Origin of the sequence: Acinetobacter sp. P1(2025), assembly GCF_051390655.1 — a bacterium.
Taxonomy (GTDB): domain Bacteria; phylum Pseudomonadota; class Gammaproteobacteria; order Pseudomonadales; family Moraxellaceae; genus Acinetobacter; species Acinetobacter junii.
Genome location: NZ_JBPKBJ010000033.1, coordinates 18,033 through 39,724, shown reverse-complemented (window position 1 = coordinate 39,724; position 21,692 = coordinate 18,033). Strand labels below are relative to the sequence as shown.

Annotated in this window: 18 protein-coding genes and 1 pseudogene; 8 read left to right on the top strand and 11 right to left on the bottom strand. The window is 40.5% G+C overall.

The features are described 5' to 3' along the window. Nucleotides 1–113: 113 nt before the first annotated feature. A pseudogene (locus ACSC97_RS10115) lies at nucleotides 114–623 on the bottom strand (type IV pilus twitching motility protein PilT); the annotation flags it as partial. 127 nt (nucleotides 624–750) lie between these two features. On the opposite strand from ACSC97_RS10115, the gene ACSC97_RS10110 reads away from it, so the two are divergent. Continuing rightward, complete coding sequence (locus tag ACSC97_RS10110; protein ID WP_436660780.1) at nucleotides 751–1,437, top strand: YggS family pyridoxal phosphate-dependent enzyme; 687 nt, start codon at nucleotides 751–753, stop codon at nucleotides 1,435–1,437. Here the strand turns inward: ACSC97_RS10110 and ACSC97_RS10105 are convergent. Together ACSC97_RS10105 and ACSC97_RS10100 are read right to left on the bottom strand one after the other, a co-directional pair. Next, entirely contained in the window at nucleotides 1,434–5,030 is a 3,597-nt protein-coding gene (locus ACSC97_RS10105; protein WP_436660778.1) for an AAA family ATPase, read from the bottom strand. The two genes, ACSC97_RS10110 and ACSC97_RS10105, sit on opposite strands and share 4 nt — an antisense overlap. Nucleotides 5,031–5,039: 9 nt before the next feature. Beyond that, nucleotides 5,040–6,290, bottom strand: a complete 1,251-nt coding sequence (locus ACSC97_RS10100) for an exonuclease SbcCD subunit D (RefSeq protein ID WP_436660776.1) — start codon at nucleotides 6,288–6,290, stop codon at nucleotides 5,040–5,042. Nucleotides 6,291–6,448: 158 nt separating this feature from the next. On the opposite strand from ACSC97_RS10100, the gene ACSC97_RS10095 reads away from it, so the two are divergent. Further along, nucleotides 6,449–7,231 carry a crotonase/enoyl-CoA hydratase family protein gene (locus ACSC97_RS10095; RefSeq protein WP_436660774.1) on the top strand — a complete coding sequence of 261 codons (783 nt, stop codon included), beginning with the start codon at nucleotides 6,449–6,451 and terminating at the stop codon, nucleotides 7,229–7,231. A gap of 66 nt (nucleotides 7,232–7,297) precedes the next feature. Here the strand turns inward: ACSC97_RS10095 and ACSC97_RS10090 are convergent, their stop codons facing one another. The 3 genes from ACSC97_RS10090 to ACSC97_RS10080 are packed head-to-tail and all read right to left on the bottom strand — an operon-like array spanning nucleotide 7,298 to nucleotide 8,781. After that, nucleotides 7,298–7,693 (bottom strand): SMI1/KNR4 family protein, encoded by a 396-nt coding sequence (locus ACSC97_RS10090; RefSeq protein WP_004959998.1) that lies wholly within the window; start codon nucleotides 7,691–7,693, stop codon nucleotides 7,298–7,300. A 3-nt stretch (nucleotides 7,694–7,696) separates the two neighbouring features. Beyond that, nucleotides 7,697–8,353 carry a hypothetical protein gene (locus tag ACSC97_RS10085; protein WP_436660772.1) on the bottom strand — a complete coding sequence of 219 codons (657 nt, stop codon included), beginning with the start codon at nucleotides 8,351–8,353 and terminating at the stop codon, nucleotides 7,697–7,699. Between the two features lie 50 nt (nucleotides 8,354–8,403). Further along, a complete protein-coding gene (locus ACSC97_RS10080) occupies nucleotides 8,404–8,781 on the bottom strand; it encodes a VOC family protein (protein WP_436660770.1) in 378 nt (125 codons plus the stop codon). Between the two features lie 307 nt (nucleotides 8,782–9,088). Here ACSC97_RS10080 and ACSC97_RS10075 point away from each other — a divergent pair, with 307 nt between their 5' ends. Together ACSC97_RS10075 and ACSC97_RS10070 are read left to right on the top strand one after the other, a co-directional pair. Further along, nucleotides 9,089–9,535 carry an ABZJ_00895 family protein gene (locus tag ACSC97_RS10075; protein ID WP_243484282.1) on the top strand — a complete coding sequence of 149 codons (447 nt, stop codon included), beginning with the start codon at nucleotides 9,089–9,091 and terminating at the stop codon, nucleotides 9,533–9,535. 76 nt (nucleotides 9,536–9,611) lie between these two features. Next, on the top strand, nucleotides 9,612–10,520 hold the full coding sequence (locus ACSC97_RS10070; RefSeq protein ID WP_436660768.1) for a TIGR01777 family oxidoreductase: 909 nt from the start codon (nucleotides 9,612–9,614) through the stop codon (nucleotides 10,518–10,520). Here the strand turns inward: ACSC97_RS10070 and ACSC97_RS10065 are convergent. Together ACSC97_RS10065 and hemB are read right to left on the bottom strand one after the other, a co-directional pair. Continuing rightward, a complete protein-coding gene (locus ACSC97_RS10065) occupies nucleotides 10,506–11,627 on the bottom strand; it encodes an NAD(P)/FAD-dependent oxidoreductase (protein WP_436660766.1) in 1,122 nt (373 codons plus the stop codon). The genes ACSC97_RS10070 and ACSC97_RS10065 overlap by 15 nt on opposite strands. A 72-nt stretch (nucleotides 11,628–11,699) precedes the next feature. Beyond that, nucleotides 11,700–12,713 carry a porphobilinogen synthase gene (gene hemB, locus ACSC97_RS10060; RefSeq protein ID WP_004913864.1) on the bottom strand — a complete coding sequence of 338 codons (1,014 nt, stop codon included), beginning with the start codon at nucleotides 12,711–12,713 and terminating at the stop codon, nucleotides 11,700–11,702. A gap of 257 nt (nucleotides 12,714–12,970) precedes the next feature. On the opposite strand from hemB, the gene ACSC97_RS10055 reads away from it, so the two are divergent. From ACSC97_RS10055 to ACSC97_RS10040, 4 genes are all read left to right on the top strand, one after another. Beyond that, complete coding sequence (locus tag ACSC97_RS10055) at nucleotides 12,971–13,468, top strand: thioesterase family protein (protein ID WP_075696229.1); 498 nt, start codon at nucleotides 12,971–12,973, stop codon at nucleotides 13,466–13,468. 264 nt (nucleotides 13,469–13,732) lie between these two features. Beyond that, nucleotides 13,733–14,881: an HlyD family secretion protein gene (locus tag ACSC97_RS10050; protein ID WP_075696230.1), complete on the top strand. Its 1,149-nt coding sequence runs from the start codon at nucleotides 13,733–13,735 to the stop codon at nucleotides 14,879–14,881. Between the two features lie 6 nt (nucleotides 14,882–14,887). Further along, nucleotides 14,888–16,414 carry a DHA2 family efflux MFS transporter permease subunit gene (locus tag ACSC97_RS10045; protein WP_436660763.1) on the top strand — a complete coding sequence of 509 codons (1,527 nt, stop codon included), beginning with the start codon at nucleotides 14,888–14,890 and terminating at the stop codon, nucleotides 16,412–16,414. Between the two features lie 172 nt (nucleotides 16,415–16,586). Further along, nucleotides 16,587–16,775, top strand: coding sequence for a heavy-metal-associated domain-containing protein (locus tag ACSC97_RS10040; RefSeq protein ID WP_004913856.1), 189 nt, complete (start codon nucleotides 16,587–16,589; stop codon nucleotides 16,773–16,775). A gap of 52 nt (nucleotides 16,776–16,827) precedes the next feature. On the opposite strand, the gene cueR is transcribed toward ACSC97_RS10040, so the two are convergent. The 3 genes from cueR to ACSC97_RS10025 form a co-directional block, all read right to left on the bottom strand. Further along, on the bottom strand, nucleotides 16,828–17,286 hold the full coding sequence (gene cueR / locus ACSC97_RS10035; RefSeq protein WP_005403062.1) for a Cu(I)-responsive transcriptional regulator: 459 nt from the start codon (nucleotides 17,284–17,286) through the stop codon (nucleotides 16,828–16,830). Nucleotides 17,287–17,296: 10 nt separating this feature from the next. After that, entirely contained in the window at nucleotides 17,297–19,768 is a 2,472-nt protein-coding gene (locus ACSC97_RS10030) for a heavy metal translocating P-type ATPase (RefSeq protein WP_436660760.1), read from the bottom strand. Between the two features lie 504 nt (nucleotides 19,769–20,272). Further along, on the bottom strand, nucleotides 20,273–21,676 hold the full coding sequence (locus ACSC97_RS10025; protein WP_436660758.1) for a hypothetical protein: 1,404 nt from the start codon (nucleotides 21,674–21,676) through the stop codon (nucleotides 20,273–20,275). Nucleotides 21,677–21,692: the final 16 nt, after the last annotated feature.

Here is a 21,692-nt window from a genome sequence, read left to right as displayed (position 1 = left end):
TGGCAGAAGAAATTATTTAGACCAATGATCAAAAACTTCATTGATGACTTTATTCTCGATAAAAATCATCTGCTACCACAGAGAGTCTATAAATAATAGTGCGTAAGTCCTAATTTCTTTGATTGATGTACAAATTCGATTGGGTCTTCAACCGTTAAAATATGGTCATAACGATGCTCATTAATATAATCAATCATTGCAGCCAATGTCGTTGATTTACCTGAACCCGTTGGACCAGTGACCAGAACAATACCACGCGGGTAGTCACAAATATCTTTGAAAATTGTTCCTAAACCCAAGTCTTCCATGGTTAAGACTTTAGATGGAATGGTACGGAATACAGCACCCGCACCACGGTTTTGGTTAAATGCGTTTACACGGAAACGAGCAATATTTGGTACTTCAAATGAAAAGTCCGTTTCTAGATCTTCTTCGTAATCTCGACGTTGTTTGTCATTCATAATGTCGTACACTAAACGGTGTACATCTTTATGTTCTAATGCTGGTAAATTGATACGGCGAACTTCACCATCCACGCGAATCATTGGTGGCATACCCGCTGAAAGGTGTAAGTCCGAAGCACCGTTTTTTACTGAAAACGCGAGTAATTCTGTAATATCCATAATTTCCCCGAAACAATCAAAAAATGTCTCATTATTTTGTAGAATAATATACGGCTTTCACTCTGTGTTACCAACACATTATAGAATGTGAAAGCAAAAAAACATTTCGTAAATGAGAACTGTGTCAATGAATCAATCAGAACAATCACGTATACAAGTATTAAGTCAAATTGAGCAGGCGTGTCTGCGTGTACAACGCTATCCTAATACTGTGCAATTGTTGGCTGTATCGAAGACACATCCTAGTTTAAGCTTGCGCGAAATGTATGCTGTTGGTCAACGGAGTTTTGGTGAAAACTATTTACAAGAAGCGTTGGCAAAAATTGAAGAGTTACAAGATTTAGAAATTGAATGGCATTTTATTGGTCATGTACAACGTAATAAAACCAAACATTTAGCTGAAAAGTTTGATTGGGTACATGGCGTTGATCGGTTAATTATCGCAGAGCGCCTATCGAGCCAACGTTTAGAAAATCAAAAGCCATTAAATATATGTTTACAAGTCAATATTGACGGACAAGACTCTAAAGATGGTTGTGAACCAAATGAGGTCGCTGAACTAGTAGAGCAAATCAGCCGACTACCAAATTTGCGTTTACGTGGTTTGATGGTGATTCCAGCACCTGATAACGTTGCTGCATTTGCTGATGCTAAAAATTTATTTGATCAAGCGAAATCATTACATGCACAGCCTCAAGATTGGGATACTTTGAGTATGGGTATGTCTGCTGATTTGGATGCAGCAATTGCTGCGGGTTCAACCATGGTTAGAGTTGGGACAGCATTGTTTGGGGCAAGGGATTATTCACTTTAACCCACCACTTCAATCCGACTCGAACCTGATCCCATCGGCTGTACCTGAATCTGTACAGGAATACGTTCATGCATTTCCTGAATGTGTGAGATTAAAATGACCTTACGTCCTTGGCTTTGTAGTTGATCTAGTGCATTCATTACCATATGCAGAGAAGATGCATCCAAGGTGCCAAAGCCCTCATCGATAAACAGCGATTCGATTTTCATTGAACCTGATGCCATATTGGCTATCGCCAATGAAATGGCGAGGGCAGTGAGGAATGATTCCCCACCAGACAGTGAAGCAACTGAACGGGTTTCGCCATCCATATCATGATCAATAATCGCAAGACTGAGTGAATTATCCAAACGTTTTAAGGTATAGCGCTGTGACAGCATCGCCAGTTGTTGATTGGCATATTCAAGTAAAATATCGAGATTGTACTGTTGGGCTAAATCACGGAATTCTTTACCTTTAGAGTCGCCAATTAGACTAGAAATCTTATTCCAGCGGTGCTCTTGTTGCTGGATCTGTTGAATCTGATCAGCAAATTGCTTTTGTTTGGCTAAATTTTGCTGATGAACTTCCAATTGAAGTTTAAGTTGATCTCGTTGATCTGTTGTCTGTTGTAAAATGTCTTGATTGGCATTTATCAATTCAGTCAGTTGTTCAACCTGAATGTTGGGTTCAGATTGAAGATGTACATTCAACTGTTCTTGCATAGTTTTGAGTGCAGAATTCGCTTCACTCAAAGCACGGTCCGCTTGTTGTATTGCATTTCGAATCTGCTGTTCTTGAGTTGATGAAAACGCAAGTAATTCACTGAGTTGATCTTCTACAAAATTTTGATGTAGAGTCAACCATGTAGTGACTTCAGTTTTACATAGTTCAAGAGAATCATGATTTTGTTGCTGTTGTGCTTTGAGTTGTTCGAGCACATTTTTCTGCTGCTCATAATTCTGACGAGCTTGTTCAAAACTTTGCTTCACTTGCTGATATTTACTCTGCAATTGCTGGCGTTGTTGATCATGCTGTTGCAACCATTCATTGGCTTTGATTTCAGTTGAACCTGTCATGGTGATAATCAGTTGATTAGCAGCATCCGTATTCTGTTTACCTTTAATTTCGATGTCTTTTAATTGTTGCGCACATTCTGTTTGTTGCGTAGTGAGTCCCGTCAAATTGGTCTTTAAAACATTCAACTGCTGATTAATTTGTTCTTTTTGTTTGATGAGCGATTCAGCATGCTCTAGTTGTTGGCTACGTTGTTGCAATGCTTGCAATATGTGTTGTGAGATTGACACGTCATATTTTGACCAAGCAATTTTATCGTCTGCATTGAGACAATCCACGATATGCTGAATCTGTTGTTGTAAGTGCTCTATGGTCTGAAGTTGATGAAGAATATTCTGAATGTTTTGATTGAGCACATGCTGATCTTTATTGGCTTGATTAAGTTGTAATAATTCCTTTTCAAGCTGCTGTTGAGTTTGTGACGTTTCTAAAACCAATGATTGCATCTTAGTCGTGATGTCATGCTCAGTGAGACTGAAATCAAGTTGAATATTCGTCTGTGATACCTGCTGTTGTAACACCTGATCATGTGCTTTTACTTTTTCATTCAATTGCTGCAATTGCTGTTGCAATTGATTTTGTTCGGTATGGCTTTGAGTGAATTGTTGTTGAGCTTTTTGCCAAAGTTGGAAAAGCTGTTGTTCCTGTTGAATCGCTTGTAATTCTTGTTGTTGTTGCAAGGCATATAGAGCTTTAGAGATTTGGCTCTCGTCATCACGATAAGGATGCTCGGTACTGCCACAGACTAGACAGGCTTCACCGTGCTTGAGTTCAGCTCTTAGATGTTCAATATTTTCAGCATGCAACAGACGTTGTTGTTGCAAAACCTGTTGTAGTTTCTCACGTTCAGTTTTGGCAGCCTGATAATCTTTCTCAGTTTCTCTGCTGCGTTGTTCTAGCTCTTGAGCTTGCTTTTGTACTGTTTCAAATTTGTTTTGCTGCGTAAGGACTTCATTTTTTAATTCAAAATAATGCTGAAGTTTTTGTTGAATTGCATCCAATTGATTGAGGCGAATTTGTTGGGTTTCTTTTAGTTTCGACTGTTGCTCAATACGCAGTTCAATGTGTTGGGTTGTGCCAAATTGAGTAACTAAGCTATTGAATGTGTTTTGATCTTGTTTAAGTTGGGTCTGTGCTTGTTGAATAGAACCTAACGTGTTTTCTACTTTTTGATATTGCTGAATAAATTGCTTAAGTTGTTGAATATGGGCATGTAAGCCGTTATCCAAAGGAGCATATTGAGCACTATGTTTTAACTGTTCTAAGCAAGCCGTATGTTGCGCACTCAAGTTTTGGATGCTTTGTTGAAGCTGTTGTTGTTGCTCGATGAGTGGTTGCTGCTGATTTTCCAGTTGAGTCAGTCGAATCTTTGTTTTCTTATATTCTTCAGCAATATAGTCACGTTCTTGCACAAACTTGCGTACTTGTGTCAGTTCAGTTTGATGCTTTTGCTCGAAATCTTGAAATTGATTGAGTGTTGTTTCTACTTGTGTATAAAGCGTTTTTTGTTGCTCAAATTGAGTAATTAAAGTGCTAAATTCATGATGTTTTTGTTGAATTTGTGGCGCGAGTTGTTGCAAAGTTTTTTGCAACTGTTGTTGTTGAAAAACAATAGGGCGTATCTCAGCGAATGTCTCTAATTGGCTCAGTAATTGACGATCTTTAGCAATTTTTTCTTGCGCTTTAAGTTGCAGATCATACTGTTGCTTTTTTAATCCAATTTCATTATTGATTTTATCGCGTTGCTCAAACCACTGTTGTTGTTGTTTGAATTGATTTTTTTCATTTTCAAGTTGTTGCACATGTTGCTGTAGCTGTTGGAATTGCTGTTGTAACTCAGCGATTTCTTCATCAGAGCGAATTTCAATGTGTCCTAAAACACTTTCTAATTTTTCACGTTGTAAGCGAACTTCTTTGGTTTTTTCAAAAGCCAACTGTCCAATCTTGGCAAAAATACTGGAGTTGGTCAGATATTCCAATAATTCACCACGTTCATTATCCCGTGCTTTTAAAAAGGCGGTGACTTCGGATTGTGCCAGTAACACGGCACGCGTGAATTGTTCAAAACTGAGCTGCGTAATTTGTTGAATATGAGTTTCGACGGCTTTGGTTTTATCTGCGACAACCACGCCATCGGTGAGGCATTTCAATGAGCGTTGTACACTTTGCAGTTTGCCACTGGCATTTTCACGTGCACGTTTAATTTCCCAACGCGCTAAATAATGTTTTTGATCCTGTGCGACAAAACACAGCTCGGCAAAACCGTGTCCAGTACCACGGCGTAATACAGTGAGAGGAGAGTTTGTCAGCAATTCTGATCCATCTACATCGATTAGTTTGCCATCACTGCCTTTTAGTCGTGGGATTTGATTAAATAGGGCAAGGCACATCGCATCTAAAATCGTGGATTTACCTGCACCTGTTTTTCCTATAATCGCAATCAATCCAGCATGTGCTAAAGGTTCACTTTCAAAATCAATAAAATGCTCACCTGCAAGAGATGCCAGATTTTTTAGTCGAATCGATAAAATTTTCATGGCAAATCCTTAAACTGTTTGATCATCTTCAAGTTTTTTCTGTGCTTCAGCAACTAAGCTTAAAAAGTCTTTGGTGACATCATCATCAGTGCTATAGCCTTTTTTCTCCCAAATTTGTTGAAACAGTTTTTCGGGTGTTGGTGGTTCTAAATTAATTTTTGATTCAATTTCTGCATTGGTTTGATTGGATAAATATTGTCGTGAAATCCGCACTAAACGGTAACGATCTTTAGGAAGGGCATCTTCAAATTGTTGTCTGAGATTCGGTTGAGGAGGCGTGGCTGTGTGATATTCAATATCAACATATTCACGATGATCTATACATTCAATGAGGCCCTGTGGCAGATTTTTGAGTCGCTGTATGACGTCATTGAGTTCACCTTTAATTTTGTGTAATTGAATCGCTCGCGGAATGGCAATTGCTTCAAACTCAACTTGATTTTCGGTTTTAATAGGATCGATCGTGACTTCAAGCACTTGGTGTTTATAGTTAATTTCACTAAATGACAAAGGAATTGGTGAGCCGCTATAACGGATGTGATCTTGCCCAACTTTCTGTGGCTTATGCAGATGTCCCAAAGCCACATAGTCAATCTCATCGTCAAACAGCGTGGTTGAAAGTGCTTCCTCATTACCAATAATAATTGGTCGTTCAGAATCTGAAGTTTCACCACCTTGCATATGTGCATGCGACATCAGAATTAAAGCTTGATCATTTGTTTTACGGCGTTTTGCTTCAGCGATTAAATGTTGATGTAAATAAGCAATCGCATTCTGACTGTTTGTGGTATTTTCATTGAAACCTGTGATTTCAGCTGAACGTAAGAAAGGCAGAGTAATGCACCATGCGACAATCTGTTTTTGCTCATCATAAATCGGCAAAATTAATCGATCTAAATCTAAGCTTTTATCTTCATTCCAGCGAATTACTCCGACTGTTTTAGCATTGTACTTTTCAAGTAAGGGTTCAACTTGTTCAATGCGATAGCCTGAATCATGATTTCCCGCGATCATCAATGTTTGCATCTGTGGTGCAAGATCATGAGCATCGGCAAGGAATTGATAAAGCTGTTTTTGTGCCTGTGAGCTCGGATTGATCACATCAAAAATATCACCTGCAATGAGTAAAGCATGCGGTTGTTTAATTTTGATTTGCTCAAGTAACCATGCAAGAAATTGTTCATGTTCGTAGTGGCGAGAATGGTTGTAGAAAAACTGTCCCAGATGCCAGTCAGAAGTATGAAAAAAACGCACGGTCATAAGTGAATCTAATAATGAAATGAATGCGAATAAGGTAGCACGTATTCTAGAAAAAAGTAGAGCTTAGCCAGGCAGAAAGTAGCTACAAGATATCGCTTGATCATTTTAAAACGATCAACTAGTTTGGTACCGAAAAACTAAATAATAGGAAATAGAAAATGAGCTTAGGAAAAGTAAGCCGTGAAATGATTGATCATATTATGTTGATCGGTTTAGATCGTGTGGCAAAACGTAATGCCTTTGATAGCCATATGATTGAGGATTTATCTTTAGCATTAACAGAATATGAAAATAATCCTGAATTACGTTGTGCTGTCATTTTTGCGCATGGTGATCATTTTACCGCTGGTCTAGACCTAGTGGAATTACAACCGAAAATTCCGCATGGGATTTTTAATTTTGCCGATGCTCAAATTAATCCTTGGGGCGTTGGAGGACGACACAGAACTAAACCTGTTGTGGTTGCGGTGCAGGGTATTTGTTATACCGCTGGAGTGGAACTCATGCTCAATGCAGATGTAGTAATAGCCAGTGAAGATACTGTGTTTGGGCAACTCGAAGTACTACGGGGAATTATGCCTTTTGGCGGTGCAACGGTTCGTTTTGTACAGGCGGCAGGTTGGCAAAAAGCCATGCCTTATTTACTTACAGGTAAAACCTTTGATACTCAAAAAGCCAATGAGTTGAATCTTGTTTCTGAGGTTGTAGAAAAAGGTAAGCAACTTGAGCGTGCGATCGAAGTTGCTAAAGAGATTTGTATTGCTGCGCCACTTGCTGTGCAGGCTCTATTAGCTTCTGCAACCGATGGAGTGACTTTAGGGCATACAGTTGCGTTTGAGAAAATGGATAACTACCTTAAACCACTATTTGAATCTGAGGATGCTCAAGAGGGTGTTCGAGCCATGCTGGAAAGACGTTTGCCACAGTTTCAGGGTAAATAATTCCAAATTTTTATTTTAATCATCAAATACTGATGCGATAAATTGATTTAGCGTTTTAAATAGGCTCTATACCAACGTTTTAAAATCTAAATCAACGGGTTGAATTTCATTGGTGCCATGAAACCAAATATGGACTAGATCTGAAAGCGTATGTGGGTCGTGTTTCTGCGGAAGAAAAATTAAATAATCTCCGCATCCATTACGGGCGATCGCAATGGCATGTAATGGAAAGCCAGTCCATTGTTTCGCAATTTTTGTTTCATGCAAGATATGGTTGCATGTACGTATTTTTCTTTTTTGATTGGATTGATCGAAAAATGGGAAAATTTGCCAATCATCATCTTCAACAAAAATATTGCCACCATTTTCGATCATCATTTTATTTTTAAAAGATGATGGAAATACAAGATTGAGTTCTTTCTCAGCCTCTAAAATATATTGTTCCTCAATTGGAAAAGCCATGAATTATCTTCTTTCAGGTTTATACTGCATTTGTATTCGTTTTAATGCATGAAATATATAATGTTGACGTTCTGGAGATAAGCCCAAACCAAAGCGAATGGGTTGCGCGGCATCTATAAAGATTTGTCCTTGTTGTTTGTTGGAAGCATTTTGAATATGATTTTCTCTGATTCGACTCACTTCATTCCACATAAAAGATTTGGATTTACCTAATTTCCCAATGCCTGTAAAAACCTTTCCACCTTGACGATCTATGGTGAGTTCAACTTTTCCAAACAGGACGAGTAAAGTAAAAAAACCAAAGATTAATGTACCGATGATAAATGGGATACCAAATAAACTTTGTAAAAGACTAAATTCTTGGTTTGCTATTTGGGTACCATAAATCCCACCCAATGAACCACCTGACCATATCAGCATAAATGGAACCAAGAAAAAGGCGATTGGACTTCTTAAGGTTGCACCAAGTTTAATTTCTTGCATGTCATTTTTATACCAAGCACCTTTGGGTGGTTGATTAATATCAAAAGCGAATTGGGGCGATGAATCAAAATTTTCAGATACTCTGAATAGATGATTGCAGTTTTGACATTTCCCCATATCCGTTTGGATATTGATATTCTCATTCAGAACTTCGCTTTGACAGTTTGGACATTTCATTTTTATTTGAATTAACTATCTTAATTTTAAGAAAATTTAGTATAACACTGTCATTTTGCATTCTCATCTATTTCGCATATACCAAAGACATTATTGTCTAGGTCGAGAAAATAGCCTTGCCAACAACGATCAGGAATCGCAAATTTCTCCATCGCTATAAGACCGCCCAAGCTTAAAATTTTAGCTGCAGTTTCGTCAAAACTGTCTACTTCAATCGTGCAGGTAAACGCATTGGTACCACATCCAATTGAGGGGATTGCGACTGGACGTTGAAGTAATCCACCATGAATCCCTTCCGTTTCGATACGATAATATTCGATGGGTAAGCCATCAACATGCTCGAAATGCCAACCAAAGACATTTTGATAAAATTGAGTATCGCGTTTGGGATTGGAGGATTGAATTTCAAAATAGATAATCGAGTTCATGGCTAATCCTATATTTTTATTTTTGTATCATTAGAAAAATAAAAACCGACGATTCGAGTGATGATAAATCGTCGGTCAAAATCTTTATCAAAAGTTTTGGCTGCTAACAAAACAAATGCTAAAGATGGAGAGTCATAATGAAAGGTCACCGAAAATCGTTGCGGATGCCGTGCAATTTAGATTCGGTTGCTGCGACCTTGTACCCTATATAACGCTAAAGAATGTTGATCGGTTGACATAAAAATGAAAAAAAAGTGAAAAAAATTTATAATTAATTAATGAAACCACTCAAATTGGGTTTAACTACATGATTTCACTTCGTTTATATTATTTATGGTTTTTTATTATTTGTTTGGTTTCAACTTTGGTAGCAGGCGTGCTAGCTGCTATTTTACCAAATAATATTGCAGGTGTACTCACAGCAATTCCGTATTTGATTGCTATTATTTTTGTTTTATTCAAATTTTTAAAACAGCAACGCCGTGCCCCAACTGCAACTGAAAAAAATAAACTCACTTTGATGTTTAGTTTAATTTTTTGGGGGTACAACTTATTTGGATTATTACTCGGGTTATTCATTTTTAGTCGTAATGATCCTGAAGTTTGGCAGAACTTTATTGCGTATTTACAGCAGCCAAATTTTCTTGTGATCGTTGTAGTAATGTGGTTGATGCTTGCAATACCTCTATATTTGATCACATTGTGGTTCTATGGCGCACAAGCACAACGAATGGCGAACAAGATGTTTAACTAGGTTAATAAAGTTCACTTGTAATTCACCCTTGTTCTGTTAAGACTATCTATACACATGATTTTTGATAGGTAGTGCGATGCAAAAATTGACTGTATTGGTAACAGGGGCGAGTGGATTTATTGGTTCTCATCTTTTACCTTTTTTGTTGAAAAGACAGTACAAGCTCATTGCGCTAACTCGACAAACGAATAAATCTTCACAACATCCTGATCTGCAATGGGTGACTTCATTTGAGCAGATTCAAACCCAACAAATTGATTATGTCATCAATCTTGCAGGCGAAAATATTGGTCAAAAACGCTGGAGTAGTGAGCGTAAACAGCAATTAATTAATAGTCGTGTCAATACCACCCAACGACTTTATGAGTGGTTGCAACAGCAACAGATTTTTCCGAAATGCATTATTTCTGGCTCAGCGATTGGCTACTATGGTATTGATCCACAAGAGCAGTGGAATACCAGTTGTGATGAAAACACCCCAGCGCAGGCAATTTTTATGTCTGAGCTTTGCCAAGCTTGGGAGCAAACGGCTTTAAAGTTTTCCCAACAGAATACGAAGATTATTCGTTTGGGGATTGTATTTGGTCAAGGTGGTGGAATTTTGCCGCAAATGTTGTTGCCGATTCGATTAAATGCCGCGGGTAAGATTGGTTCAGGGCAACAGCCAGTAGTGTGGATTCATATCCAAGATGTGTTAAGTGCAATAGAGTTTTTATTTGACTCCAATAGTGCGCAGAAGGTTTACAATCTCGTTGCACCTGAGCAAACAAATCAACAGCAATTCGTTAAGATTGCTAGCAAAATCTTAAAGCGAAAACCCTTTATTTCATTGCCAAAGTTCGTATTTGAGCTTGCTCTAGGCGAACAATCACAATTGATTTTAAATGGTCAATATGTACAGCCTAAAGCCATACAAGCTCTTGGTTTTGAGTTTCAATATCCAACTTTAGATATGGCATTAGGTGAAATTTTACTCGACGACTAAGAGTTTCTTTCGTAGTTGGGTTGGAGAGTACGCGTTTGGTTCAATACATGTCGGTTGCTCTAGAATGAGCTGACGCAGCAGTTGTGCTGAACCAGCTCCCATACATAATCCATTGCGGAAATGTCCAAAGTTTGCCCACAAATTTTCAACCTCTGGAATCGCCCCTATGTATGGGATGCCATGTGGTGAACTAGGGCGCAATCCTGCCCAACGTTTTACGATTGGAAATTGAGCTAGCTCAGGAACCATTTCTAGGCACGCTGTCAAAATGTCTTGCTGAGTTTGATCATCTACAGTGGTATTAAAACCGCAGTCCGCCATACTTGAACCACAGACGATATGACCATCCTGACGTGGAATCAGATACATCACTTGATTCATGCACATCGTTGGAAGCCAATTTTCAGGTGTTTTGAATAACAACATTTGACCTTGGATAGGATGAACAGGAATATTCAGTTGTAACTGTTCTTCCCAATGCTTTGTCCACGCACCTGAAGTTAAAACTACATGATCAGCAAAGTGTTGGTGACCATCTTCGCTTTGCAAGCCCTTAATTTTATGTTTTTGAATGATTAACTTTTCGATTGGACTATGTTCAAAAAAACGAACCAAAGGATGTTGTTTCAAATAACTAATCAGAGATTGAAGTAGGCGAGGATTCCGCACATTGGATAGATGAGGAAAATAAATGGCTTCTCGGAATTTTGTTGAAACACGTGAATTAATCTGATTGAGTTGATTCTGATTTAAATATTCTGATTGTTGCATCGGCTCATTGAACTTAGCTGCATAACTCAACCCAATATCAAAATCATCCTGATCGAAAATTAGCATGCCTGTATCGTGAATCTGAAAATCAATCCCTGTGATTGGGTAGAGTTTTTCATTCCACATTTGATAGAGCGATTTTCCAAACTGAGCTAATTGGTTAACTTCGGGTGCATATCGCCACGGATACATAGGCGATAAAATACCACCACCAGCCCAAGATGCAGCTTGACCTGCTTGCTGTTGATCAAAAATATCAACAAAACAGCCTTGTTCAGCAAGTTCCAGAGCTGTCATTAAGCCGCTGATCCCTGCACCAATGATGGCAATATGCATATTAACGTCAAACCAATTTAAAGATTCCTCCCTCCTTGTTAAAGAGGTGAGGAGTGTTGTAGCTTCGGAGAGTTATTTCATCTCTTTGAGTTTACGTGCGGCTTCTTCAGCAAAATAAGTCCAGATACCGTCTGCACCTGCACGACGACAGCACATTAATGATTCTAAGATAACGCTGTCCGATAACCAGCCATTTTGGATAGCTCCTGCAAGCATCGCGTATTCACCGCTAACTTGATAGACAAAGGTTGGTACGCCAAAAGTATCTTTTACTTCACGAACAACGTCTAGATATGGCATTCCGGGTTTAACGATGACCATATCCGCGCCTTCTTGGATGTCTAAAGCAATCTCATGTAATGCTTCTGCACGGTTGCCGATATCCATTTGATAATTATATTTATTGCCGCCTTTTAGGTTGCTAGCAGAGCCAACAGCATCACGGAATGGACCATAGAAACTTGATGCATATTTAGCAGAGTACGCCATGATATTGGTATAAATAAAACCGTTTTGTTCAAGTGCTTGACGGATTGCTCCGATACGACCATCCATCATATCACTTGGGGCAACAACATCTGCACCTGCCGCAGCATGACTCAATGCTTGTTTAATTAAGCATTCAACCGTTTCATCATTCAACACATAACCTGTTTCATCGATAATGCCATCTTGACCATGAGTGGTATAAGGATCAAGCGCACCATCTGTGATGAGTACCATTTCAGGTAATTCTTTTTTAAGTAATTGGCAAGTGGTTTGTACTAATCCATCTTCATGCCATGCTGCTTCAGCAGTTAAACTTTTGTCTTCTTGAGGGGTAACGGGAAATAATGCAAGCTTTGAAACACCTAACTCAAGAAGTTGTTCTGCTTTTTTGAGCAATAAATCAGCAGATAAACGCTGTATATTTGGCATGCTCGGAATGTCTTGAACTTGTTGTTGTCCTGGTAGTACAAAAACTGGATAAATCAAGTGATTAGCTGTCAATTGTGTTTCGCTTACCATCGCTCGTAATTGGTCATTTTTACGGATACGGCGCATGCGAGTCGCAGGGAAAGCAGGACGATTGAACGTATAAGTCATAACAATCTCGATGTTCAGTATTATACTATAGGAATAATTGAATCATTTAAGTCATGCTAGGGGAGAACTTAGCGGCTTAGGTCAATTCGATGTCCTCACTATTGTAGCCCTATAATTTTGGTTTTGTAAAAATTATGGGATGTTTCAAAAGGGCTGTTGAAATTTTGATCATGTGATGCAGTATTCATGATAAGTCATAAGTATTTGCAGGCATTTATCAACGCTCATCAGCTTCGATCTATGGATTCAGGCAGCGTATGAATGATGTAAAGAAAAACTGGACAGGTAATATTCAGTTAGGTGCTAAAGCCGATCATGGCGTGGTATTAAAACAGCTTTGTAAAGCATTTAATTCTTCACCATTTTTTAAGCACTGTGGCATGGTCATGCGTGTAGTTGATGATCAAATTGAAGGCTACATTGAGATGCAACCTGAGTTGATTGGTAATGTTGCGTTCCAGATTTTGCATGGTGGTGTTGCTGCAACGATGTTGGATAGTATTGGTGGAGTGGTTGCAATCGAACAGCTATATCGCCGTGCAACGCCAGAGGATTTACCCGACACTATTAAAAAAGTTTCTCGTTTGGCTACTGTTGATATGCGTGTAGATTATCTTGCACCTGGTCGTGGTAAATATTTTATCGCTCGTGCAGAAACTTTGCGTTTAGGGCGTAAGGGATGCACGATGCGAATGACGATGGTCAATGATGACGATAAGCCAATAGCGACTGCAATCGCATCATATGCTTTCTAATTTTTTGAAAAATTTTAAAAAAGTGCCATTCGGCGCTTTTTTTATTTCTGAAAACAAGTAGTTTTAATTATTATCAAAATACTAGAACTGAACGCATCAGTTATTTTTTTTATTCTCGTAATATGATTATTTATCGGTAGAATGCTCTTAAATTTTTGTTCATATTTATCTTTTGTTTTTAACTTTCGGTTAAGTTTCGATACATAGACTGATCGGCTGATTAAAACAGAAGTAAATGATCTATTTAATTTTCAGGAATAATTTATGACTGACTCCCAAACCAACGAACAGCAAGCTTTATCTGAAGCTATTTCTGATGATGCAATGAAAGCAAAGCGTAAAAAGTTTTTAGGACTATTTGCCCTGATTCTTATCATAGCTGCAATTTTGTATGGGATTTGGGCATTATTTTTTCATCATTCTGTAAGCACTGATAATGCCTATGTTGGTGCTGAAACAGCACAAGTGACCTCTATGATCGGTGGACAAGTTGCTGAAGTTTTAGTGAAGGATACACAGCAGGTTAAACGTGGCGATATCTTAGTTAAAATCGACCAACGAGATGCACAAATTCAACTTGCACAGGCTCAAGCGGAGCTAGCAAAAGCACAACGTCAATACAAACAAAGCCAAGCAAATAGCAGTTCTCTGAATTCACAAGTGATCGTAACTAAAGATGAAATCACAAGTGCTCAAGCTCAAGTCAATAAAGCCCAAGCTGAATATGATCGAGTGAGTTTAGAGTTAAAACGTCGTAACGAACTAGCTGCTTCAGGTGCAATTTCTAAAGAAGAATTAAGTAAATCACAAAGTGCCGTTTCGACTGCAAAAGCCAGTTTAGAGCTTGCTCAAGCAGGACTTGCTCAAGCTATGTCGAGTCGCAATGCTGCGGTAAGTACTTTGGCTGCAAACGATGCTTTGATTCAAGGTGTCAATGAGGCTTCAACCCCAGATGTTTTAGTGGCAAAAGCACATGTTGATCAAGCATTATTAGATTTGGAAAGAACGATTATACGTGCCCCTGTAGATGGTGTTGTAACACGTAAGAATATTCAAATTGGACAGCGTGTTGCACCTGGAACAGTCATGATGTCTGTCGTACCAGTTTCAGCGTTATATGTAGATGCCAACTTCAAAGAAAGCCAATTGGCAAAAGTGAAAGCAGGTCAAACTGTGACATTAACATCTGATTTATATGGGGATGAAGTCGTTTATCACGGCAAAGTTCAAGGTTTCTCAGGTGGAACAGGTGCTGCTTTTGCATTGATTCCTGCACAAAATGCGACTGGAAATTGGATTAAAGTGGTTCAGCGCTTACCTGTGCGCATCACCTTAGATCCTAAAGAGTTGGCTGAGCATCCTCTGCGAGTAGGTCTTTCAATGCAAGTAGATATTGATCTCGCATCGAAGTAATTCATCATGAAGACTCAGAATCCTTTTGCAGAACTCAGTGGTGGGCGATTATTGCTTGCAGCTTTTGTAATTGCACTTTCTAACTTTATGGTGGTGTTAGACACGACGATTGCTAACGTCTCTGTTCCTCATATCACTGGTAACCTCGCCGTTTCAAGTTCTCAAGGAACTTGGGTGATTACGTCTTATGCAGTGGCTGAAGCCATCTGTGTTCCTTTAACTGGATGGTTGGCAGGGCGATTTGGTACGGTTCGTGTCTTTGTCTTTGGTTTGATTGGCTTTACGGTCTTTTCTTTTTTATGCGGTCTAGCGACTTCATTAGAAATGTTGGTCTTTTTTCGTATCGGACAAGGGCTTTGTGGTGGACCGTTAATGCCACTGAGTCAAACATTATTGATGCGTATTTTCCCACCTGAAAAACATGCTCAAGCGATGGGGCTATGGGCAATGACAACGGTGATTGGACCTATTCTCGGTCCTATTTTAGGCGGTTTGATTAGCGATAATTTATCATGGCATTGGATATTTTTTATCAATATACCTGTCGGAATATTTTGTGTTCTCGCTGCGATGCGTTTGTTGTCAGTAGCTGAAACCAAAACAGAAAAATTACGCATAGATGCGATTGGGTTGGGATTGCTTGTACTTTGGATTGGTGCGTTACAACTCATGCTTGATCTTGGGCATGAAAAAGACTGGTTCAACAGTAGTAGTATTATCGTTTTAGCTTTAATTGCCGTGATTGGTTTTATTGTTTTTATGATTTGGGAGTTAACCGAAAAACACCCTGTTGTAAATTTATATGTTTTTAGGCATCGAGGTTTTGCAGTTTCTGTCACTGCCTTAGCATTTGGGTTTGGGGCATTTTTTGGCAGTATTGTATTGATCCCACAGTGGTTGCAAATCAATCTAGGATATACCGCAACATGGGCTGGTTATCTAACGGCAACTATGGGCTTTGGTAGTTTGACTATGTCTCCAATTGTAGCCAAATTATCAACCAAATATGATCCACGTGCTTTAGCGAGTTTTGGTTTGGCTTTGCTGGGTGTTGTAACCTTAATGCGTGCATTTTGGGTAACTGATGCAGATTTTATGGCATTGGCTTGGCCTCAGATATTGCAGGGTTTTGCTGTCCCATTTTTCTTTATCCCGTTGTCTAATATTGCAATGGGCTCGGTTCTTCCCCAAGAAATGGCATCTGCTGCAGGTTTGATGAATTTTCTAAGAACCATGGCAGGGGCAATCGGTGCTTCGATTGCAGTTACGATTTGGGATGACCACACCAAAGTGGCGCGTAGTGAAATGGTTAATTCACTGCATCCACAAGAGGTTCAAAATACATTGCTGCAAAATGGATTTTCTTCTGATACTACTTTGGCAACGATCGCCAATCTTGTCGATAAAGAAGCAATTACGATTTCAGCAAATCATGTCTTTATGATTTTGGCTTTGGTGTTTGTGTTTGCGAGTCTATTAATTTGGTTAAGTCCTAAACCTAAGCCGATAGTAGGTGGCGCTGCACCACATTAACCGCATGATTTAGGTGGAAGTTATTGAATTAAACTTGGAGTTGTTCTCCGAGTTTTTTCTTGTAGCTAAGGTGTAACCTAACTCTAAAGAGGATCAAGTAAAAAATCGCTTGACCTTACAATGATGGGAAGGAATATATTCTATTAACTATCTATTTTATTGGAGAGATATCATGGAATTCCATGTAGAGAATATGACGTGTGGTGGTTGTGCTCGCGGTGTTACTCGAGCAATTCAAGCTTTGGATGCAAATGCTAAAGTGATTGCTGATCCACCAAGTCGTAAAGTGACAGTTGAAACAACAGCAACACAAGAGCAGGTTGCTGAAGCATTGACTGAAGCAGGTTTCCCACCGCGCTAAAATCATTTAGACAAAGTTTAAGGGCTACATTTTCGTAGCCCTTTTTAATACCTTATTTTTTCTTCGCTAATGGTGAAATTGACAGCAAGTCATTATGGTGATGCTGTTCCTTATTTTCATTGCTCGGTTCTTTGAGACCCTCGAGAATCGGACATTCAGGTCGATCATCACCTGCGCAGCAATTGATTAAATCTTTCAGCGTATTCGCCATTTGCTGTAAGTCGTTTATACGTTCTTCTAATTTTTCAATATGTCCGAGTGCTAAGCGTTTTACATCAGCACTTTGTCGATTGCGATCATTCCATAGATCAAGCAAATCTGAGATTTCCACAACTGAAAATCCCAATTCTCGACTTCGCTTGATAAACTTTAAACGTTCAACATCAGTCACTGAGTAGGAACGATAACCTGCATTATTACGCCCCGCAGTCGGGATCAAACCAATCTGTTCATAGTATCGAATCATTTTGGTTGAGACCCCTGAAGCTTGAGAGACTTTACCAATATTCATCTTATTCTCCTCAACCTAGATGTACTGAAGGTGGTTGAAAACGACGCAGACGTAGTGCATTTCCTAATACAAAGACGCTAGATAATGCCATAGCTCCTGCAGCAAAGATGGGTGACATTAAAATTCCATAGTTTGGATATAATATTCCAGCGGCAACAGGAATTAGCATGGTGTTGTAAGCAAAAGCCCAAAACAGGTTTTGATGAATGTTGCCGATTGTGGCTTTGGATAAGGCGATTGCATTTGTTACACCTTGCATATTGCCAGACATGAGTACGACATCTGCCGATTCAATTGCAACATCTGTACCTGTACCTATCGCTACACCTACATCGGCTTCAGCTAATGCAGGGGCATCATTAATGCCATCACCAACAAAGACAATATGACCATATTGGGATTTTAGCTCTTTGACTGCATTAACTTTTCCTTCAGGTAAGACTTCAGCGATTACCTCATCAATACCTAATTGTTTTGCAATTGCCTGAGCAGTACGTGCATTATCTCCAGTGATCATTGCGACTTTCAGTCCTAATTGGTGTAAAGCTTGAATCGCTGCGGGAGTCGTGGATTTAATTGGATCTGCAACCGCTATAATTCCTGCTAGTTGACCATTCATCGCAACATAAAGTGGTGATTTACCTTCATCACCTAAACGTAAAGCAGTTGTTGCGAAGGGCTGTACTTCAATACCAAGCTGCTGCATATAACGATCAGCACCGATATTAATTTGAATATCATCATTGATCACTGCAGATACACCCATACCCGTAACCGAATCAAAGCGATCAACTTTAGGAAGAACCAAGTTCTCTAGCTTGGCCTGATCAACAATCGCTTTTGCGATAGGATGTTCTGATCGGGATTCAACAGCAGCTACAGCAGCCAAAACTTGATCTCGTTCAAACTGAGATGTGACTTCAAAATCAGTTAATTGTGGATGTCCCTCAGTTAAAGTACCTGTTTTATCAACAGCTACAATTTTTGCATCTTTTAATAGCTGTAAAGCTTCGCCTTTACGGAACAACACGCCTAATTCTGCACCACGACCTGTACCCACCATGATCGATGTAGGTGTTGCCAAACCCATAGCACATGGACAAGCGATAATCAGTACTGCGACTGCATTTACTAAGGCAAAAGTTAGGGCAGGAGATGGGCCGAAAATTAACCAAACTAAGAATGTCAGCACTGCTGCAATCATTACTGCTGGTACGAACCATAAGGTGATTTTATCGACTACCGCTTGAATCGGCATTTTAGAGCCTTGTGCTTGCTCAACTAAGCGAATTATTTGCGCCAGCATGGTTTCACCACCAACAGCTAACGCTGTAAAAGTGAGAGTTCCATTTTGATTAATCGTACCACCTACCACATCGCTACCAACCACTTTCTCAACAGGTATCGGTTCACCTGTAATCATGGATTCATCGACAAAACTATTTCCATCAGTCACTTTTCCATCAACAGGTATTCTTTCGCCAGGTTTTACAATCACCGTGTCACCAGCAATAACTTGATCAATTGCAATCTCAAGCATTTGTCCATCACGGTGAACATGAGCTGTTTTAGCTTGTAAACTGACTAAACGTTGAATCGCTTCTGAAGTACGTCCTTTTGCTTTTGCTTCAAGAAAACGACCAAGTAAGATTAAAGCAACAATAACCGCAGCAGCTTCATAATAAACATTGACTGTTCCTGAAGGGAGTGTGTTTGGAAAGAAGGTAGCCACTATAGAAAATAGATATGCAGCTAATGTTCCAACGGCTACCAAAGAATTCATATCTGGTGCTAGACGAACTAAAGCAGGGATACCTTTTAAATAAAATCTTCTACCTGGAATCGTTAAAACAAGGGTAGTCAGTACGAATTGTATGTACCAACTATTTTGCATCCCAATGGTTTGAGCAATCAGATGATGAAAGCTTGGAATTAGATGAGAGCCCATTTCAAGAATAAACACAGGCAAAGCAAAAAGCGTGGCAAGAATTAAATCACGTTTAAGTTCAGCGCGTTCTTGATCTTTTTTCTGAAGCTGCTCAGATGGATCGGCAATTGAAGCTTGAATTTCTACAGCATCATATCCAGCTTTATCTATTGCTGCGATCAATGCCTCTACACTTGCCGAACCACTTAGTGTTGCTCGTTCAGTTGCAAGATTGACATTTGCTTCAGTGACACCAGAGACGGCTTTGAGTGCTTTCTCGACACGACCAACACATGAGGCACAGGTCATACCTTTTATAGATAATTCAATTCTGTCTTGGGGAACATCATAGCCTGCTTGTTCAATTGCATGAATTAATAATTGACGATCTAAAGGCTTATTAAGTGTAATGTCTGCACGCTCAGTGGCTAAATTTACTGAGGCTGATCGCACACCATCAACTTTTTTAATAGCATTTTCAACACGACTTACACAGCTTGCACAAGTCATACCTTCAATTTGTAAGCTTAATCTTTGATTTATGTCGGTTCCCATGGGATTTACCTATGTATTCTTTGATTGCTTAAAGCATAGACCTTACCATTATAGGAAGGTCAAGTATTCACTATGTAAATATCGAAGTGAAATCTATTTTATAAAATCAATATGGTGAAATTGACATTTAAATCAGTTGCTTGAGGGTTTTATTCTATATTTACTCAGACAATGAATCATTTTTGTGTTTTTAAGTTATTGATATTACTATTAATTTAAAAAATATAAAAATCTTGTCAATAAAAAAGCCACTTGTGTAAGTGGCTTTTTTATTAAAGGTATTTGGTGGTGGGGTGGAACCCTGCGCCAAACCTATGTAACTCAGCGCCTTAGAACCGCTGCGAACTCCTGCGGAAAGGTGCGGAATCCAGCCCCAACTGCCAACAATCCTACCAGTTCTGCCCGGCCGAGGTCATCAGCCAAGTGCCTAAGCCAGGACGCCAGTTCGATTCCCGTTTGCGGAATTGAACCCACGTCCGCAACTCCGGATCGGTTGGCATGGCCTCACTCAGCCGAACCGGCTCCGGGAAGGACCGCGTGCTTCCGAAGTAAGCGCCGGAAGAATACTTCGATCCGTTCCGCCGACCCGTGGCCGGTGAGCTCGTTGGCCCCGAAACGATAGACCTCGTACCCGGCGAGCCGGAGGTCACGATCGGCCGCCACCATGTCCGCGTACCTGGCGAGGGATGGCTTCCCGTCTTCGGCGAAGTGCTGAGATCCGTCAACCTCGACGACCACACGGCCTGCGTTGCTGAAAAGGAGTAGGAAGTCCATGCGTTGCCGAGACAAGCGTCCAACCCCGCCGAGCTGTGCCAGCGTGTATGGGTCGTAATGCAGATAGACCTGCGGAATGAGGGCTGGCAGCTTATCGCCGAGATCCTTGAATGCCCGGTAGTAGACGCTGAATACGTTTCGTTCGCCGTCCGATGCGAGGGATGCCATCAGACGTTGAGAAAGCGATCGCCGTGCATCTGATTCGTCCTGGATGCCTTGCCGTTCCTTCCACCACGAGAGCATCTCCTCCTTGGTAAGCCCGTTGGCCTGAATCGGGCGGTCGTACACGAGGCAGTGCTCTTCATTCCTTACGATTCGGATGTCGTTGTTGATGGCATCCTGGATGACGATCTCGGGCTTCGGACCCGTTGACGCGAAGATCAAATTCTTGGGCGCGCCAGATACGCCACCACTGATTCGATTCACCGCGAACGCCGAATGTCCTGAGATGCTCCCCGATGGCCTTAGCTGGAAGCCGTCCGCCTTGAGGAGAGTATTCAGTGTCTCAACGAGCTGCGTCTGCTCCTTTCCTCTTCGGGCATTTGGAGAGACGACCGCCTCAAGCAACTTGAAGAACAGTTGTCGGGAGCAGCTCAGTGCGCCCACCACCTCGAGCAATTCAGCGTTGGTCCAGTCGTCGTTGTTCACGCAGTGCCGTATAACGGACTGCTCCAAATTTGCCTCGAAGCCCGCGCCACGCATTTCCGGTAATGGCCAGATATTGGACAATTGCTCGACAAGCGGGAGTTCGCCGAAGAGATCCACGTCGTTCAGCAGCTTGAGGATCGAGCGCCGCGTGAGTTCAGTGACTGTCTGACCGTCGCTCGACTCGTCTAACAGTCGGAGAAATTCGCTCAGCGAAAAACTGACGTGATCCTGCTCAACTTGGCGTGCGAGCTGGAGAAGCTGATCGTTGCTCAGTCCTTGGAGACGGCTTCGCACGTACACGCGCTTGCTGGAGTGTGCTTCGCTACCTGTCCCGGTAGCCAATCCGAGCCGCTCGCATTCCGCCGGCAAGTCATACGCCTTTACCGAATGAAGGGTAGCGGCGATCAGTTCGACCAAATCAGGCCTTTTGCCCTTGGACAGTGGGCTTCCGTCTCGCGGTGTGCTGCTGGGTAAGTTATGCGCCATCGAATCTATTTCCCTG

What these genes read in the sequence shown, in the direction of transcription:
- ACSC97_RS10110 (WP_436660780.1), top strand. Translation starts at nt 751, where the DNA reads ATGAATCAATCAGAACAATCACGTATACAAGTATTAAGTCAAATTGAG.
- ACSC97_RS10105 (WP_436660778.1), bottom strand. Translation starts at nt 5,030, where the DNA reads ATGAAAATTTTATCGATTCGACTAAAAAATCTGGCATCTCTTGCAGGT.
- ACSC97_RS10100 (WP_436660776.1), bottom strand. Translation starts at nt 6,290, where the DNA reads ATGACCGTGCGTTTTTTTCATACTTCTGACTGGCATCTGGGACAGTTT.
- ACSC97_RS10095 (WP_436660774.1), top strand. Translation starts at nt 6,449, where the DNA reads ATGAGCTTAGGAAAAGTAAGCCGTGAAATGATTGATCATATTATGTTG.
- ACSC97_RS10090 (WP_004959998.1), bottom strand. Translation starts at nt 7,693, where the DNA reads ATGGCTTTTCCAATTGAGGAACAATATATTTTAGAGGCTGAGAAAGAA.
- ACSC97_RS10085 (WP_436660772.1), bottom strand. Translation starts at nt 8,353, where the DNA reads ATGAAATGTCCAAACTGTCAAAGCGAAGTTCTGAATGAGAATATCAAT.
- ACSC97_RS10080 (WP_436660770.1), bottom strand. Translation starts at nt 8,781, where the DNA reads ATGAACTCGATTATCTATTTTGAAATTCAATCCTCCAATCCCAAACGC.
- ACSC97_RS10075 (WP_243484282.1), top strand. Translation starts at nt 9,089, where the DNA reads ATGATTTCACTTCGTTTATATTATTTATGGTTTTTTATTATTTGTTTG.
- ACSC97_RS10070 (WP_436660768.1), top strand. Translation starts at nt 9,612, where the DNA reads ATGCAAAAATTGACTGTATTGGTAACAGGGGCGAGTGGATTTATTGGT.
- ACSC97_RS10065 (WP_436660766.1), bottom strand. Translation starts at nt 11,627, where the DNA reads ATGCATATTGCCATCATTGGTGCAGGGATCAGCGGCTTAATGACAGCT.
- hemB (WP_004913864.1), bottom strand. Translation starts at nt 12,713, where the DNA reads ATGACTTATACGTTCAATCGTCCTGCTTTCCCTGCGACTCGCATGCGC.
- ACSC97_RS10055 (WP_075696229.1), top strand. Translation starts at nt 12,971, where the DNA reads ATGAATGATGTAAAGAAAAACTGGACAGGTAATATTCAGTTAGGTGCT.
- ACSC97_RS10050 (WP_075696230.1), top strand. Translation starts at nt 13,733, where the DNA reads ATGACTGACTCCCAAACCAACGAACAGCAAGCTTTATCTGAAGCTATT.
- ACSC97_RS10045 (WP_436660763.1), top strand. Translation starts at nt 14,888, where the DNA reads ATGAAGACTCAGAATCCTTTTGCAGAACTCAGTGGTGGGCGATTATTG.
- ACSC97_RS10040 (WP_004913856.1), top strand. Translation starts at nt 16,587, where the DNA reads ATGGAATTCCATGTAGAGAATATGACGTGTGGTGGTTGTGCTCGCGGT.
- cueR (WP_005403062.1), bottom strand. Translation starts at nt 17,286, where the DNA reads ATGAATATTGGTAAAGTCTCTCAAGCTTCAGGGGTCTCAACCAAAATG.
- ACSC97_RS10030 (WP_436660760.1), bottom strand. Translation starts at nt 19,768, where the DNA reads ATGGGAACCGACATAAATCAAAGATTAAGCTTACAAATTGAAGGTATG.
- ACSC97_RS10025 (WP_436660758.1), bottom strand. Translation starts at nt 21,676, where the DNA reads ATGGCGCATAACTTACCCAGCAGCACACCGCGAGACGGAAGCCCACTG.